A 16771-nucleotide genomic window follows, 5' to 3' on the forward strand; every position below is an offset into this window, starting at 1 on the left:
CAGCTCCCCGGTTTGAAATCAAAAAAAGAAGCCTGGGCAACCAATGCCCCATCGTTCCAGCAGCTCAGAGATCCTGATAAGCAATACAACAGTCGCCGTCAATAAAATAACTATGTTCATTTCTTCTTCTCGCAAAGAAACTCGCCACGCTGATAAGCGCGGTGTTTGTGGACGTTGGGTAGGGCTGTTAATAAACTAAATGTTTATCGGCTCGGTCGTCAACGGATGTTTTAAGAAATAATTAAATGAGACGACGACATACACCTTAAGCCCTCCTAAAGCAGGGCGGCTGCGGTGGTGTGAGGGTATATACGCCTTTAGCCCTAGTGGCAAAGATGTCCGGTGGTAGAGGAGATTCAATAGTGTAGTTTCATAAGCTGTTAACAACACTTTACGTGTAGATCTCCTGCTCTATTTTTCGCTTAAGATTTCGTACTATGTTGTTCCACGAAATTATAATTTTGTTGAAGTGCCCGATTTTATTGGGTGCGGTAGCCTATGTGTAGGAATAAGTTTCGCAGGGCAGGTGTTACACGAAAAGTGTAAATAACACTATTTCTGTGGATCGAATAAGGAAACCGATTGGATCAGGGCTGCCCCCTGATTGCGAACATTCCCCACGGCCTGGTCAACCCCGAACCACTCGAAGACCTCGCTAGGTTCGCCCTGCAGCAGCACAATTTGTTTGGGGCGCTCTGTGGGTGTGGCGGGGTCGATCCATTCCTGCGCCAGTTCCGCATTCAGCGCCACAGGGCAGCGATCATGGATTTTCACGATGCCTCCCTGGCTGTCAGCGGTGATGATCACGAAGCCGTCATGCTCCAGCGGCTCCCAGGCTCCCGTCGGGTACTGACCGATGGCAGCGCACAAAATCGGCGCTAGGTCCTTTCGGCGGATCAAATACGGCTGCTTTTTTGGCCCGCCTTCATCCACCCATTCCAACCAACTGTTGATTGGAGCCAGTGCTCGGTGCGGCCAGATCGACTTGTAGTAAGGACCGTGCGCAACTTTCTCGACCCTAGCATTCACCGGGGTTCTATCCTTCGCCCAATGCAGCTTCGAGCCCCAACGCACCATATCGGCGTTTAGAACGTCACCCCCCTGATGGAAGAGTGCGAACTGATTCGAGGGTGCGCCGTTATAGCGTCCCAAGGGCTGATCGCCCACGGTACTGACCATGGCATTCGGCATGCTCAGCACGCGGGTGAGCTCATGGCTTCCGGTGTACTGGGAGAGTCGTCCGCGATGTTCAGCCCTCTGGTTAACGTCAGCGTAGTCCAGCGGGCGATCCGTCTACGAAGCACAGGTGAGCGGCGCACGACCGTGACCTGTATCAGCGTGGGCCTGCTCAGCCATCTGTCCGAATATTCTTACAAGAAATTGACCGCAAAACTTGTACAACGTTAACTGTATATCTGTACAGGTTTCTGGAAGTGATCCGTCATGAGCTTTTCGATTTTGGGCCCTATTGCCGAGGGTGGCTTGAAGCTGCCCTTGTGTTCGTTTCGAGTGCCCGCCGGGTTTCCATCTCCGGCGGCGGACCACATCGAAGCGCACATCTCATTGGATGAGGTTCTGAACATTCGCGCCCCGCATGTCTACCTGGTCTCAATCGCCGGGGAGAGCATGCAAGGCGCCGGGATTTTTGAAGGTGATCTCGCGGTGGTGGACCGCGCTCTGGAGCCTGCGCACGGCCACATCGTCGTGGCATTGCTCAACAACGAGCCCGTATGCAAACGCCTTTGCATTCGCGGCAGGGAGGTGATTCTCCTTTCGGAGAACCCAAAGTACCCACCGAGGTACGTGCTTGAGGGCGACGAGCTGGTGATTTGGGGCGTCATCACATGCAGCGTGCGCAGCCATGTCTAAACCCCAGCCAGTTTTCGCCCTGATCGACTGCAACAGCTTCTACGCCAGTTGCGAGCGCGTGTTTCGACCCGACCTGGCCCGCGTGCCCATCGTGGTGTTGAGCAATAACGACGGCTGCGTGATCGCCCGCAGCTACGATGCCAAGCCCTATGTGAAGATGGGCGAGCCGTATTTCCAGATCAAGCACAAGCTGCATAAGCACGGCATCATCCCGTTCTCTTCGAACTATGCGCTCTATGGCGACATGAGCGAGCGGGTCATGACGCTCATTGAATCATTGGTGCCTGCCGTCGAGGTCTACAGCATCGACGAAGCCTTTGCAGACCTGACCGGCATCGACGGCCGGGATGCCCTCGGTCGGAAGATCCGCAGCCTGGTACTGCGCTGCACAGGCATCCCTGTTGGGGTGGGGATCGCCCACACCAAAACCCTGGCAAAGCTGGCAAATCACACCGCCAAACGGCTTCAGGTGGCAACCGGCGGTGTGGTCGATATCTGCGACCCGTTCAAGCGTGACTGGGTTCTGCGCAACACCGACGTGTCCGAGGTCTGGGGCGTCGGTCGCAAGATGAAACTTCACCTGGACGCCATGGGGATCAAGACCGCGATGGACCTGGCGAAGGCCGACCCATGGACGCTACGCAAGAAGTTCAGCGTGGTGATCGAGAAGACCGCCCGGGAGCTGAGCGGTACGCCGTGCCTGGAGCTGGACGAGCCGGACCCGCCGAAGCAGGAGATTTGCTGTAGCCGGATGTTTGGCAAGCGGCTCACGGAGCTGGCACCCATCAAGGAGGCGGTGGCCACCTACATGATGCGCGCCTCGGAAAAGCTCAGGGCACAGAAGTCGCTGTGCAAGAAGATCCGCGTCAGCATCCGCACCGGCATGTTCAACCCCGAGGAGGCGAAGTACGCCAATGGTGTACTGATTGACCTCCCGTATCCCACCGATGATGTACGGCTGCTGACCAAGGCGGCGGTGGACGCGCTCGACCGAGTGTTCCGGCCAGGTTTCAAGTACAGCAAGGCCGAGGTGTTATTGATGAATCTCTGTCAACAGGGGGAGTACACCGACGATCTATTTGCCACTTCCCAACCTGCCGACGCCACGAAGCTGATGGCGGTGTTGGACCAGGTCAACGGTCGATGGGGTAGGGGGACGCTTCGCTCAGCCAGTGTGCCCCTCAACCCGGACTGGGGAATGCGACGAGACATGATGAGCCAGAGCTACACCACCAAGCTGGACCAGCTTTGGCAGGTGCACTGTAGGTGAACTGATGCCTGCACCAGCCGCCCATTGAGGCGGCTTTTTTCGCCCGAAGGAAGCGCACCGAAATGGGGCGAAATGCGCTGGCAATGGCGTGCTTCACACCTGGCGCGCGCCGTCGTCCCCCCACCTCGCCTGCGGCCTAAATGGGTCATTTTTTCCGCGGACTTGCGGGCCGCTTACGACGGCGCAGGCCGGGCGTTTGCTTGGCGTTTTAGAGGGGGCAAAAACCTGCGAAACCCTGCGAAGGTGTATGTTTTTCGCAACGCTTAGAAGAACGCACAGATAGCTGAATTCAGAGGTGCCTCGGGAAAAAGGTTAGTTTTTTTTAAGGGGGGGTGATGTGACTTGGTAGGCCCGTGTTTGTTGGGCTTGAGACCTAACTTTGAGGGGTTAGATTAGGTTAGGTTAAAGGTTAGTAACTCATAAGTTACTATTTTTGAAGGGATTAATTTATTGAATATTTAACACTAATAAAGGTTAGTAAATAACCAGACCTAACCAAAAAGCTAACCTTGCCAACCCTTTGAAAAGCCATAACAAACAAGCCTTCCAGAGCACCTAGCAAAAAACTTACCCTCCTAACCTCTTTCCCGTGGGTCAACATTAAAAGCGCAAAAAGCGTAAAGGGGAAGGCGCTAGCTTTGGTGCGTCCAAGTTCTTGCACACAACCTGGTGCACAGTCACCAACAGCATTCGGTAGTAGTCGCCAGCCCGCGCACGTCATATCGGCACGCTGTGAGCCTGGAAATGGGGAGCGAATAGAGGGAGCCGAGCCCTCGTTATCAGCCGCGAAGCAGATAACGAGGTAAGGAGTAGGCATAAAGCCGAAGACTTGAGGCCTAGGATAATCGGCGTCTGAGTTTGACACCCCAACTAGCAATGATATTCGATATCGTGAAGAGCTCTTCGTTCGCGTCCTTGTCCAGAAACTCTTGTATTTTATACGTGGAAGTATTTTCAAGAAATTGCTTAGTTTGCTCAGTGAGGCTATTTAACTTAGCGCAGATGTAAGTGTGATCTCCTAGATGATAAAAATCTTTCCAGAAAGTATCACCATGATGCATGTCTTGTTTTTTTGCCTGTTCCACTAAGAAACCATTTTTGTGATCAGGGTATTTTTTGAATTTTATAGGGTTCGCATGTTTAAATAAATGCCCAAGATACTCCTTGGCAAATAAGTGTTCGATTATGGGGATAGGTATTAAGTTTTCAATTTCATGTGCATTTAATATTTCTAAACGGGAATTTCTATTCGGGCCCTTAGGGTAGAGGGCGAAATGTTTGGCTGTTTCGCCTAGTGGTCCTTTTGGATGCTTTATGTCACTGTCTAATAAGCAAACGAAAAGCCTGCTTTCGCTTAGCAACCGCTCAAAAGTTTTAATTGTGTCGGACCCTCCACCCCCATGTGGCTCAATATTTATCTCATATACAAGGTTCAGATTTTTCCGGGAGGAGAAAATTGCCTTAGCAAATAGAGTATAGACCTTTGCATCAATTTCATTTTCGGTAAGTAACACAGGCTCTAGCAAGAATTTTTCGTCTAGAATGATTTCATATCCGACGGTCAATTGTTTTTCGGTACTTAAGAGTTTATGTTTGTTCGAGAAGTCAACGACCACTCGAAAATCGAATTCGGTTATCAGCAGGTTTTTCGAGAATCTTGAAAACGTCTTCAAATCCACGAGCGCGCGCTTTGCGTAATCACTAAAACACGTTTTTTTGAGGAGGGCTTCGATTAAATCTATTGGCATCCATAGTACTTGGTTTCCACGACCATAGGCCCAGAGTAAACATTCTAATGCTGACTCCTGTGAATGGTTAAGTTTTTCTATTTCATCTATTTTTTCTATTATAATAATCATATTAGGCAGACAGGAAACCAGCAGGCCAATTCATCAGATAACCTTCGTCGTCAAAACCTGACATTGTTATCTCGGTGCAGTCATTTTTATTTTTTTCAAAGAGCGCGATGCTGATGTCGGAATCTTCTATTACTCCACGTCTGATGCTTTCTCCTATAGCTTCAATCATTTGACTGCTATGGGTTTCTATAACGATTCTAAAACCAAAATTTGTAGCTAAGCTAACTACCTTCGCTATGGCTAGGCCGAATCGATATTGGAGAGCAGGGTGCAGGTGGAGCTCAGGTTGTTCAATCACAAGGGTTCGAGAGTTTGCATCGGTGAAGCCTAGGTGCCGTCTTGGCACTGCTCCCACCGTTTCTAGCCATATGGATACAATGACTGGCAATATTTGAGAATAGCCAAAACCCATATCGCTTATGTTATGAAATTTTGCGTCATGCTCTTCTTTTATTTTTAATTCATAATGTAGGCCGGACGCTTCAAGTTCCAATTCAAAGCCGAAATTATCAGAAATCCATTTGCTCAGATTTTTCTTCATTCGAGCGTCTAACGAATTAATCACCATCGGGAGATTTTCTCCTTTGTGATCAACTTCCCCAATTTCGAGATCTTGATGTCTATAAAATCTCTCAGCGGACGCACGAACTGGACCTAAATATCTGACTCCGCTGAATAGTCCTTTAAAGGATTTATCTGCGGCGGTTAGGATTCTAGGAAAGTTGCGAATTATTAGATAGAAGAAAACTGTTTCTGGGATTTCGTTAGGTAGTTCTTTCAAATGCATGTGAAATTTTTTATCGGCGGGGAATATTTTAGTCAGTTCCCTTCCAAGTTTTCTTATTTCTACTAGCTTAATTTGTTCGAGCTTTTGCGAGAGAGATTTTGTTGTAGAAGTGTATTTTTTTAGATAGCTTAAAAGCGCTTGTTGGGCACCTTTTTTAATGGTTTCTTCGTCCAGCTGTTTCACCATATTGCCTTGTGCATCGGTGGAATCTTTTATTCCGTATATGTTTGTTGGGAGAATACTGCCTTTTGATGTTATATATAAATTAGAAAATGCCAGCTGGTTAAGTTGTTTTTTTTCAGAGTCTTGGCTGTATTGTGTACATACCATGTCCTGAACCTGTCCCGCGCAATAGTTTACAACGATCTCAGTATTGTTGATTGTTATTACAGAGTTAGATTGAACCTGTTTGTCTGTTCTAAGATCGAGTCCTATCGAGATGTCCGTATTAACTTGTAAGGTCTCTTTTGTGAGTGATGTAAGTGCGTTGAAGAATTGTGATTCATACAAGTATTTGTCAGAATAATTTGTTTCAATGTCAAGCTCGCAGTTGAAATCAAAATAGATCTTGGTGGAGCCGTCGTGGACTGCCGTAGTTAAATCTCCAAAGTCTACATAAGATCCATACCACAATATCGGTGATCTAGTGTTTGATTCTACAGATTGGCGGAGTAGAGGATATGTTCGTAAAAACGTACTTTTTCCACAACTGTTTCGACCAACAAAAATATTGATTTTTTTTATCGGGATCAGTTGGGTTTCTGCGCCGAAGCTTCTAAGATTTCGAACGCCGAAGGAGTTGACGTGGCTCAAGGTTTATGACCTGTATTGACAGATGAATAACGATTATATTAAGGTTTTGACTTAGTTGTATATTTAACTAGTCATACATGGCTTTCGAACTCTTTCGAGATGTATAACCTATCGAGTCTCTATAAAATTTCGGTCTATACATTTTCAATATTCAATCCTTTGAACGGTTAGAAATGTCCAGCCTATTCGAAGCCAGACGATACCTGAATATCATTCACAAAGCTTGGCCGAGTCAAGGCCAATGCCCCCAAGCCAGAATATCAAGCATAAGGGCCCCTATCGGTAGGAGAGGCGATAGTCAGTTCCCGCCCTGTTCACTGAAACCTAGCCAAGACCTTTACTCTTAAGCCGTGCCAAGCCTTGTTTGATATGGCCTGCATTTTCGCCAATCTCCTCGAGTGCCCCACGAACATTATTGCCTACAACCGAGCAGCCTTGCTGCTCCACCCACAACGTAAGGTCCATTACGGCAGCCTCCAAGGCTAGCTGATTGTGATAGATCCTATCCAGCACATCCGGCAGCGAGTAGCTCCCTGACATTGATCACCCCCTTTTTCAGAAAACTCAAGCATAGCAACGGCAGTGCCGGTAAGAGAAACCACAAAGCGATAGCTTAAAATCTGCTATGGAGCAGTCAGAAGCGTAGCCCGATTAAATCCGGTAGACGAATGTTTAGATAGGATCAAAAGGCAAAAAAATCGAACTCCGTCGTGGAGCCGCTACAGCCGGCGAAAAGGGCAGGGCCTAAATGTGGTGAAAGATGATGGTACGAAAGTGGTACGGGGTTTTTTATGATGCTCTACAGGGCTCGTATTACAAGGCCTGTAGAGTTAGCAGTTCCAATCCATCATTGGACGCAAAGCCCGCTAGGACGGATAATGGGGCGATCAAGCAGCGAGGGTTCTCCAGGGGCCAACTCTGCGTTTCGAACCCATCAATGGGCAGGATGTTCAGTTTTTTTCGATTTTAAGGAAGGGATTGTCGGGCGGAATTAATTCAAAAAGTAGCTTCGGTTCCTCAATCAGATATCCCTTGAGGACGGTTTTCTTCCTTGGACCTTGCACGTGGCATGTCCAGATGTTTAGACCATTGTCTCGCTTCCTATGAACCCTCAGCTTCTCGAACTGCTTTTGCACCCAGCGCCATGCCTCAATCTCCTGATCTGAACCCTGCGAAACGCCTGGAAACTCCTGCGCATAGCGTTGGAAGAGACCAGGCGTGACCAGAAATACGCTGCCATCCACCGTGTGGATTTTGGCCTTGCTGTCGTTGATGATCAGTTTGTGGCTCAGAATGCCTTCCTTGACCCAATTCAGGAATGCCTGGCCTGGGTTATCCGATTGAAGCGTTGAAATTTCGATAGCACTTTCTGGCAGTGCGTCACTGGCCTCAGGCTTTTCCAACTCGAACATGTCCAGCAGCGTGCCGAGGTAATCGCCATCCTTTAGTACCATGGGATCCGGCTGCGGTTGGCTTTGAGCTGATCCTGCACTGGCTGTCTCAGGCGCTGGTGTTGGTATCTGGGTGTCAGTTGAGTGGTCATGGGCTGCAATGCTCACCGTTCCGCTGAAAGCCTCGGGCCGGTCTTCGTTCCCCCAAATCAGCGCCGGTTGAAGGCGCAGAAAGGTGAAACTCTGCTGCCAATTTCCCTGTGCCACAAGCGCGGTCCAGATGGCTTTGCCTTCCGGTGTGGACTCCACCAATCCATGCGATTGCAGCTCGTCAAACACCGCGAGATTGGACGAGGGAATGCCCTCAATCGATTGCGACAGCAGATAGGCTCGTAGCCTGTCCGTGACCGTCTTACTGACGAGCCAGAGTGCGTCCTGGGTCAGCCATCCCGCGGCACCTGGCTGGTTGAGTTTCAGTTCGTGCTGAACCAGATGACGCAGTCCGCTGATTAAGTGATGTTGCAGCGAATGAGTCGGTGCCTGCAGTGCCTTGCTCGGATTACCACCGATATTCTGCGCAGTAGAAACGCGGTCGGCCTGCATCACCAACTCACCGAGCACGCCGGCACGTTCGTACTGGCCCGCCAGGACATAAAGCAGACTGGCCCAGAGCGATGGAAATCCACTGAGCCAATCGAGGATTGTGCGGTCGAGAATTCGGGTGTAGAGCAATCCTGCAGCCGCGCCGTGCAGGTGGTAGTCACGACCCTTGATATAACGGAAACGGTAGGGCTGATCCAGGGATCCCTGCCAAGGATGCCAGACACGGCCATCTTGGCGCTCAACCAGCAGGTCCACGGCGATCTTGCCGATGTCATGGAGCAACGCGCCATAGGCGATGCCAGCGGACCAAGCGTCAGTCTGGGCGGCTTGGTCTTCAGGTGCGGCGCCGGTGGGAAGCAGATACGACTGACGTAATTTCAAACTACAAGCGACCAGTTCCAACCCATGGTCTAGCATGCCGCCAAGATAAGCATGGTGGTGCGTCTCGCTGGCTGGAAGCTGCTGGACCAGCTCGGCGTATCGATGGATCGGATTTAAATAGAGCTGGCTGAATTGCGGATGGGAGAGGGCGGTGTACTGCCAAATGCGATCAAGCAATTGGCGGCGATGCTCGGCTGCTAACAAGCTCTGGGACGATTCGATGAACCGGTACCCATCGGCGACGTTTACGGTTGGTGGCGGAGGAGGCTTTTGCCTTTTGTGCCGAAACAGACTGAGCATCATGGTCCTCCCGGGAACTGGCAGAGTCAGTGGCCTTTTAGCCTTTTCGGATAGGGCTCTTACCCTTGACTCCCCATTCCCTTCCAATCCTTACCGGCCCTTTTGACGCGTTTCCCTTTGTGCGGCAATCGGAATATTGATTTGTCCTGGTGCCGTTTTGTTGGATGCGCATGCTGGTACGAAAAAGGAAAGTGTCGGTACACTGCGGTGCGAATTTTATCGGGTCTTGCCATGAACCTCACGGACGCAACGCTCATACTGCTGCTCGCGGCACGTATCCATGGAACAGACGAAGCCGTCAGGGCCTCGGCGAAGAGCGTGGTCAAGAAGCTACCGCGCAGCAAACGTGATCTGATCTACAAGGTGATCGATAGCCGAAGTCCACTTGAGCTGGTGGATTACCTGGCTGAGAATCTGGATACGTAACGGCGAACTGGGGTTACGGGATTACCTCATGTTCTTTGCGTCAGAACTCCGCACTGTGGGGATTTTTCTGGGCATAGAAAAAGGGTCCAACTCGTGTTGGACCCTATGAAGCGTTTGCAGCGGTGAGGTGACGATCAAGCTCCATCTTTCATGCATCGCGAGTCATCCATTACCGTCTGCTTCCGTTGCTGCTCCAGGTTGAGCACATACTCCGAAGCGCATCGGGCCTGGCCACTGGCGCGGAAAATCGCGCGGTTGTCAGCCTTGAGCAGGCCGAGCCAGGAGTCGATATAGCCCTCGTGCCGAAGCTCTCCCCGTATACCGGCGTAGGCACATAAAAAAGCGGCGCCCATTTCGGCGATCAACTCTTCAAATGCATAGCCTGGCGAGCCAAATGGACACGGAGAGGTCACGCCTTCGCGCTGCAATCGAGAGTGATGTCCGGTCCAGTGCGTCAGCTCGTGAAGTGCAGTGGCGTAGTATCCACCTTGATCGTGGAATTGCGATTTTGTCGGCAGTTGGATGAGATCCCTGATCGGGTGGTAAAAGGCTTCGTCGGCAAATCGATGAATGATATTTGCGCCCGAACTTAGCAACAAACTTTCCGCAGCAGCGTTGGGGAAGAAGGGATCGCTCGGTTCCGTCTGGAGCAAAGTTTCGTTGTGCGTTTCGAGCCCCTCCGTTTGCTCGATGTTGAACAGAAAGTGCGTCCTGAGAATGCCAAAGTGAGCGACCTTGGGCTGACCGTTTTCATCAAGTACGGGGTGGCCTGATTCGGTCTGTTCCTCGCGCTCCATCGGCTTGTAGAGCACTGCCAGAATGCTGTGCTCACCCTTACGGATGTGTCCGCCGGCTTTTTTGGCTTGGTTGAAGGTCAGCCAGCGATCTTGAGTGAACCCCTGCAACCTGGCCTCGGCCCAGAGCAACGGTAAATTAATGCCTGAATAGGGACGCTGCGTGATGGCGTTAATGGGATAGGGTTGGTGATGACCGACGTCAGTTGAACCACTTGAGGACCAGGGCCTGATCCAGGGGATTACGCCTTGGTCTAACGCGGCAACGATTTTGTTAGTCACGTCTTGGTAGATATTACGCATGGCATTTTCCTCGAGAGAAAACGGAGGAACGCCTTGCCCGTCGGGGAGGGGTTCCCCGGTGGGTGTTGGGTTGGATTGATGCAGGACTGCGCGCAGTCTGAGTGTGTATGCGTTCAGCGTTGCTGCTCTCCCGCAAGCGCTATCAATAAGGCGTCAGGCTGCTCCGGTGCCTGAAGCAGGCTGAGGCTCAGTTGCAGCAACGGTTCATGGTTTGCGTCACGTGTTGAGCCAATTTTGGCTACCTCGAACACCACGTAGGGCGCGTTTGGATCGGCCAAGTGAGCTTTGAAGGCTGCGCGTACCACGTTGCTCAGCCTATCGAATTGCAGTTTTTCAGGATGATTTGAACCGTCGAGCAGTACTGCGCGTTGCCACGCGTCTGGAGTGAACACAACGGGCAAGTGCAGATTGTTCAGTGCTTCGGGTGTGAGTGAGTCGGACATGGTATGCCTCCGTTGATAGCGCGAAGAAACCTGTCCCATAGGGGAAAGAATTCCCCGCGGTGGGTTGAAGAAAAATAAGAGGGGTTAGGACGAGCCGAGCTTGAAAGACGCTCGGGAGAGCAGTAGGCGTTCATCACCGTGAAACGTGACCGTGCGAGCCACCGAACGCTAATCGCACTTGGGGGAACCATCACTGGAGTGACGTAGCCTCAAAGACTCTGGCTACCTGGGAAGGTGCTGTCGATAACAGCGATCCGTATCCTCTATGTAGCTGGATGATTTGGATGGGTCAACGGCCTTAGAGGCGCTGTTGTACGAGGTGCGTCTTCTGTCTTCCAGTGAAGAGTTTTCGACCGAATAAGCTGATAAACGGTTAAGCATGGGCGGTTTTCAGTAGTAGGCTGTAATCTCGATTTCCACAGGAGTACGCTCAGAAGAGGGCGCAATCATGCCGGCTCAGCAGCCACTTCAAATCTCCCGCACACACCGCTGGGCATATGCATGCGGTATGTTCGCCAAACGTGGTTATCGCAGCTTGAAAGGGTTTGAGTCTCGTGTGGCCAAGCGTGCAGTGACGGCAGGTTTGCCTGCGGGTAATTTACTCATTCGCGGGATCTTTCTGCTTGCCCAGGTGGCCCTGTTCGGTGCACTTCTTTTTGTTAGCTTTTGGTTGTTTCTGCTGGTGTGCACATTCGTCGCATTAGCGGCTATCTCAGTTCAAGATTCAGACACTCCAGATATTGATGATATCAATGATCCAATTCACAGAGCGTCTTGGCCTGAGCGGTACGATAAATGGGGTTCACTGAAGTAACCTCCCTGGTTATTTTGAGCCCGATTTACCTGAAACTATTCTTGCTCCGCTCATCAACTGAGAGGTCCCGTTAGAACTCGCTGTCTGCGCAGCCTGGGTTCCCCGGCTGAGCATTCCTTCTACACCTGAACCTACGCTATACCCAGCCCAGCTCATTGCGGCTAGAAAGACCATCGGCAGTACGATGAACATCGCCCCCATCACATACTCAATCACTTGTGCCGTGACGGTTCCATCCATAAAACCGGATGTCGGCAGCGACAACAGCACCTGATTGGACGCCGAGACTTGGTTGTACAAGGTATCGAGCATGCTGGAGTCGACCCAGCGGGCCAACTCCCACCAGAAGGTCAGCATGTGCAGCGTGAACAGCGCGAACGTCGCCGTCATGACGGTCTTCAATTGGTAGGTACTGACCAGAAGGATCAGCGGCAAGCTGATGATGACACCCATGATCAGGAAAGCCTGCACCATCGGCAGGGCAGCGCGTAGTGCATTTATTGCCGGGAAGTTGCTGAACGAGCCAAGGGCCAGCCCAGTGTTGGTGGCCAGGTTATTGAGCCCCTGATTGATCGACCCACCGCGAGCACTGGAGCCATAGTCCTGGAACACCTGTCCGGGCGACATGGACATCGATTGTTGGCGCGGGCTGACCAGTTCGCGCAGTGTGGCATCCTCGATCTCGTTGCTTGAGCGACCAGTCAACCAGCCTTTCAGCTGAGTCAGCAGCGAAGGGTCAACTTGCTCGACCAATCGTGCTCGCAACCCGATACCGCTGTCACTCCACCATTGTTTGCAAGTGGGGTAGCCCGCGCCATTCTCCAACCGTGGCAAGGTAATATCGCGGGTTTCATCATAGGGCCAGCTGACTCGTGGTGTCCGTGAGTGATCTGTGTCGTAGTAGCCCGGAGCGTCGAGAAAATAGCTTGAGCCGATCCAAGACGCATCATGACTTTGAGCCTTGTCCAGCTGTGGACGATTGGTGAAGAGCCGAGAGCGGGAATAGCCGTAACAGTCGCGAGTAAAATCGGCGACTTCCTGTAACAACACTTGGTTATCAATGCGCGAACTGTCGATCTCCATGCGCATCTGTCGGATGTCCGGTGCGCAGGGGATGGAGGCGGTGGCCGCTGCGGTCACGCCTTTGCTCAAGGCGTGTACCAGAAACCACCAGATCGGTACGTTGGCGGAGCGTTCGCCGATAGTATTGAAGGTCGTCCCCCAGGCGGTTTCCGTCGGTTTGGCCACACTGATGCCGCAGCGCTGACTCGCCGCATCATCGAACGCCATAGACGCGAGGTTTAGCGGAAAGACCGGCGCACAGCCGAACAATACGACGATGTAGGCCAACCAAAGCCGGTTCTCGATTCGAGGTACCGAGAGCAATCCTTTGTTGCCTTCATCCGCGCCTTGCTGACGGGCCGACAACCATTCTTGCAAGATGATTGCACCAAAGGGAGCTGCGAACAGGCCAGTATCGGACAGGACGTTCCAGATACCGTTGTTGATGATCCATGCCAGCAGGGAGAGGTAAAACTCCAGGTAGCTGTTAGTGCTCATGAGCATGGTGGTGACCTCACAATCGAGTGAGCTCGACGCAGGTAAAGAGCAAGAGCCCTAATGTCCCGGCGCGTTTCACGCGCAGTCGGTCCTGTGGTCGATGTCGGTAGCGCCTCAGCAGGTCCCACCAGAGTGCAAAGAGGACGCCGTAGAGCAGGACACGCCACCACCGCAGATAAGGCCGTATCGATTCCAAGGCTTGCTGCCAGCCCCCGAAACTGCCCAGCGCAGTGCAGCCGATCCAGGCGATCAGTGCGGCGGTCAGGATCATCCCTGCGGCGATCCCTAGACTGGAAAGCAAAGTGAATAGCAGTGAGCGTTTCATGGCTCACTTGCGCCTGGCATCAGCGTCGTTGAGTCGGCCAGGTTCGGGGTCGCCTTGCTCGACGGTGCGCGACGCATCGGCACCTCCGGCATGTCGATCGAGCACTAGGCTGGCGGTATTGGTTGTGAGCATCTGCCGGACCTGCAACTCGGTTTGTAGCAGGCGTATCTCGCGCTCCAGTGTGTCGATGTTTTTCGTCAAGGCCGTTTGGGCCGGTTCGGCGGAAGCGATGTTAGGTTCGTGGCTGCCTGCCAGCAGCGTGCGCAATAGCAGGAGCGCTTTGTCGAGTACGCTGGACAGGGCCGTCTCACTGGCCAGGCGCCGCGCCAGGAGTTCCTGATCAGGATCGTCGCGCAGGGCTTCGATCACACCACGAGTCACCGGCAGCATCGGGCTGGAGGCTTTGCTCAGATTGTCAGGGTTCGGCGGCAGAGATCCGGACAGTAAGCCTTGCAGGGTTTTGAGGTGTTCACTGTAGGCCTCCTGGATCAGCGGCGTCAGTCCGCTGCCTGCGGTAGCCCGCAGAGTCTCGCAGGTGTCGCAGGTCGCGACTTCGGTCTCGCCCAACACGCGAACAGCCCATTCGGACTCCTCTTGCGGTGAGGTCCATGCCTGGCAAATAGCGCCGCCCAGGCAATCACTGTTACTGATCGAGGTGTTGTCATCCACTGCGCGGTTATGCAGCAGGTTATAACCCGCGCGCACCACATCGGAGGTTGCCCGGATGGGTGTTTGTCCGCTACCTCCAGCCTTCTGCCCGCCGACCCAAGACACCCCATTGTTGCCGTTACGGGCCTCGGTGTTTTTCACCGCAGCCACCGCATCACCGTCGGTTTGTTCGAGGTTGCCCTGCATTTCCTGGTTCTTGGCCAATGCGCCCCAGCCGGCTTGACCGACCTTGTCCGCCATCTTCTCAGCCATGGCCTGGCAGGTCAGCTTGGAACGGTCGAAGTCGATACGCCCCTGCATCACTCCGTTGCTCAACAACTCATAGAGACCCGGGTTGGCACGCTGGATGATCAACGCCGGCAGCGACATTACTGCTTGGGTCGCGTTCTGCACAATGCTGCCCATGATCTGCTGGAACCCTTCGGTGACGCCGTTCAACTGGTTTTGCAGGGTGTTGGTGAGGCTCATGTTTCCGCACATCATGTTCGCCTGCCAGGATCCGCCGACACCGAGCCCGTTGGGGCGATAGAGCGAGCTCGGCGAGCCCGCTGCCGAGCCGCCACCGATGGTGTACATCACCCGATCGTCGAGCACTTCGCCTTGGGTGCTTAAGCGGTAATCGTCCTCGGCGGCGTGGGCATGCGTGGCTATTGCGAGCAGTCCGCAGAGCAACAAAGTCATCGGGCTTAACCATGATTCTGCAAGAAGCCGACTCATGAAGCACCACCTTCGAAGTCGATGCTGAACAGGAAGGTCTGTCCCTCACGCTTGCAGCAGCTATAGGGACGCCACAGCGACCAGGCATAGCCGCCATCCGCGCTCTGCACCGGATCGTTGGGGAAGATGGCGCATGTGGGTTGAACCACGGGGGAGAGCAATTGCCATTTGTGGGTCGAAGCGTCGTTTTCAACGATTGGGCCAGGCGGCCAATAACCATCGCGTGGTACGGGTGTGAGCGGGACATACACGTGCGGTTGCCAGTTGCGGGTAATGACGTCACCCGCTCGCTGCGCCATCACCGCAGCGGCTTTGAAGTCGTCGGGTTGCACCAAAAATCCTTGCCGGGGATAGACGCTGCCCCACATGTTTCCTGCGAGCTGACGACCGATTTCACGGATCCCGGGCGCGAGCGACTCGGGGTAAAAGCTTTCTGGGATGCCATGACGCCAGGCCAGTGAGTCCAAAGTGCTCAGATAGTAGGGCACGAACGCAGTGGCGCCGCTGGCGCAGGCGTAGCCGGATTGCGAGGCAAGTTGCGTGGCGGCCCAGCCGCCGGGATGGCCAATGCCATCAACATTTTTGAAACGAGGCAGGTTATCGCGCTGAGTGTTCGGCGTGATCAGGTTACCGCCACCTTCCGCACCGCTGATGGGGTAGGAGAGAGCGGCCATCTCGGTCCACGGATTGCTGCCGGTGGTGGTATAGCTCGAGACCACCAGTTCAGGAATGAAGTGACGAACCTTGGTTGAGGTTTTAACCGTGCAGCCAAAAGGGGTGCAGAGCAACCAGAAGCAGATGCCGACGACCCTGTACTCGAGGCAGTCTGGAGAAAGCACGGAGGCGGTAATGCTGCCCGTTTCCAGCGCCACGCTTGACCCGGATGCCAGCAGAATGCTCAGCAACAAAGGATGTAACTTCTGGGGCGAAATATACGGGCAGGCAGCAGACATGATCCAGGCTCTGGGTGTATGGCCTGGACAGGTTCAATGATCGAAAGAAGGGTGTCAGTGAGAAAGCCGAAAGCAGGATAGTCGGTTTACAGCGACCTTCTAGATGAGCAGAGGGTCATTCAGCGCTCAGCGTACGAGCAAGCGCGTCAGACTCGATGAGCAGCTGATCCGTTTTGATCTCGAAAATGTTGGCGAGTTTGCAGAGGACCAATAACGACGGGTTGCCTACCCCTCGCTCGATTTGGCTCACGTAGGTACGATCCACCTCGGCCATGAGCGCCAATTGCTCCTGGGTAAGGTTCTTCACGCGTCGCATCGAGCGGATGTTTTCCGCGAGTTGCAGACGGAGCTGTTCGTAGTCTTGAGTCATGCGCGCAAACTGCGCCTTGAGGGACTCTCAATCCACGGGATATAGTCTACATTTGCTCTGATTCAGGCTTTTTGATGCTTAAGCCGAGTGTCAGTTTTGTTTCTATGCTGCTTGGAACAGACCG

Annotated in this window: 16 protein-coding genes; 4 read left to right on the plus strand and 12 right to left on the minus strand. The window is 53.0% G+C overall.

All coding sequences use genetic code 11. The features are described 5' to 3' along the window. Positions 1–552 precede the first annotated feature (552 nt). Entirely contained in the window at positions 553–1281 is a 729-nt protein-coding gene (locus KI237_RS08235) for an SOS response-associated peptidase family protein (RefSeq protein WP_102617807.1), read from the minus strand. Between the two features lie 162 nt (positions 1282–1443). Between KI237_RS08235 and KI237_RS08240 the strand changes: the two genes are divergently transcribed. After that, entirely contained in the window at positions 1444–1869 is a 426-nt protein-coding gene (locus KI237_RS08240) for a LexA family protein (RefSeq protein ID WP_014338712.1), read from the plus strand. Beyond that, positions 1862–3139 (plus strand): translesion error-prone DNA polymerase V subunit UmuC, encoded by a 1278-nt coding sequence (umuC, locus tag KI237_RS08245; protein ID WP_014338713.1) that lies wholly within the window; start codon positions 1862–1864, stop codon positions 3137–3139. Before KI237_RS08240 ends, umuC begins: the two co-directional genes overlap by 8 nt. An 836-nt stretch (positions 3140–3975) precedes the next feature. On the opposite strand, the gene KI237_RS08250 is transcribed toward umuC, so the two are convergent. The 4 genes from KI237_RS08250 to mobH all read right to left on the minus strand — a co-directional run bounded on the left by KI237_RS08250 (position 3976) and on the right by mobH (position 9273). Beyond that, positions 3976–4998, minus strand: coding sequence for a hypothetical protein (locus KI237_RS08250; RefSeq protein WP_041475976.1), 1023 nt, complete (start codon positions 4996–4998; stop codon positions 3976–3978). A gap of 1 nt (position 4999) precedes the next feature. Next, on the minus strand, positions 5000–6598 hold the full coding sequence (locus KI237_RS08255; RefSeq protein ID WP_212799522.1) for an AAA family ATPase: 1599 nt from the start codon (positions 6596–6598) through the stop codon (positions 5000–5002). Positions 6599–6922: 324 nt separating this feature from the next. Beyond that, positions 6923–7138 (minus strand): hypothetical protein, encoded by a 216-nt coding sequence (locus KI237_RS30355; RefSeq protein WP_102617441.1) that lies wholly within the window; start codon positions 7136–7138, stop codon positions 6923–6925. Positions 7139–7548: 410 nt separating this feature from the next. Further along, positions 7549–9273, minus strand: a complete 1725-nt coding sequence (mobH, locus tag KI237_RS08260) for a MobH family relaxase (RefSeq protein WP_102617440.1) — start codon at positions 9271–9273, stop codon at positions 7549–7551. A 231-nt stretch (positions 9274–9504) separates the two neighbouring features. Here mobH and KI237_RS08265 point away from each other — a divergent pair, with 231 nt between their 5' ends. Next, on the plus strand, positions 9505–9699 hold the full coding sequence (locus KI237_RS08265) for a DUF7740 domain-containing protein (RefSeq protein WP_027912535.1): 195 nt from the start codon (positions 9505–9507) through the stop codon (positions 9697–9699). A 134-nt stretch (positions 9700–9833) separates the two neighbouring features. Here KI237_RS08265 and KI237_RS08270 read toward each other — a convergent pair whose 3' ends face one another. After that, the gene (locus KI237_RS08270; RefSeq protein ID WP_212799523.1) at positions 9834–10796 is read right to left on the minus strand and encodes an ArdC family protein; all 963 of its coding nucleotides are present in this window, start codon (positions 10794–10796) and stop codon (positions 9834–9836) included. 113 nt (positions 10797–10909) lie between these two features. Continuing rightward, positions 10910–11239 carry a hypothetical protein gene (locus KI237_RS08275; RefSeq protein ID WP_126587178.1) on the minus strand — a complete coding sequence of 110 codons (330 nt, stop codon included), beginning with the start codon at positions 11237–11239 and terminating at the stop codon, positions 10910–10912. A gap of 448 nt (positions 11240–11687) precedes the next feature. On the opposite strand from KI237_RS08275, the gene KI237_RS08280 reads away from it, so the two are divergent. Beyond that, positions 11688–12053 (plus strand): DUF3742 family protein, encoded by a 366-nt coding sequence (locus tag KI237_RS08280; protein ID WP_126587179.1) that lies wholly within the window; start codon positions 11688–11690, stop codon positions 12051–12053. A 9-nt stretch (positions 12054–12062) separates the two neighbouring features. Here KI237_RS08280 and KI237_RS08285 read toward each other — a convergent pair whose 3' ends face one another. From KI237_RS08285 to KI237_RS08305, 5 genes are all read right to left on the minus strand, one after another. Beyond that, the gene (locus KI237_RS08285) at positions 12063–13619 is read right to left on the minus strand and encodes a conjugal transfer protein TraG N-terminal domain-containing protein (protein WP_126587180.1); all 1557 of its coding nucleotides are present in this window, start codon (positions 13617–13619) and stop codon (positions 12063–12065) included. Positions 13620–13629: 10 nt separating this feature from the next. Next, the gene (locus KI237_RS08290) at positions 13630–13938 is read right to left on the minus strand and encodes a hypothetical protein (protein ID WP_068934379.1); all 309 of its coding nucleotides are present in this window, start codon (positions 13936–13938) and stop codon (positions 13630–13632) included. Between the two features lie 3 nt (positions 13939–13941). Continuing rightward, positions 13942–15324: an integrating conjugative element protein gene (locus tag KI237_RS08295; RefSeq protein ID WP_212799524.1), complete on the minus strand. Its 1383-nt coding sequence runs from the start codon at positions 15322–15324 to the stop codon at positions 13942–13944. After that, complete coding sequence (locus KI237_RS08300) at positions 15321–16277, minus strand: TIGR03756 family integrating conjugative element protein (protein WP_126587182.1); 957 nt, start codon at positions 16275–16277, stop codon at positions 15321–15323. Before KI237_RS08300 ends, KI237_RS08295 begins: the two co-directional genes overlap by 4 nt. Positions 16278–16392: 115 nt before the next feature. Then, on the minus strand, positions 16393–16647 hold the full coding sequence (locus KI237_RS08305; protein ID WP_046062023.1) for a helix-turn-helix domain-containing protein: 255 nt from the start codon (positions 16645–16647) through the stop codon (positions 16393–16395). Between the last annotated feature and the right edge of the window lie 124 nt (positions 16648–16771).

It is taken from the genome of Pseudomonas sp. St316 (assembly GCF_018325905.1).
Classification (GTDB): domain Bacteria; phylum Pseudomonadota; class Gammaproteobacteria; order Pseudomonadales; family Pseudomonadaceae; genus Aquipseudomonas.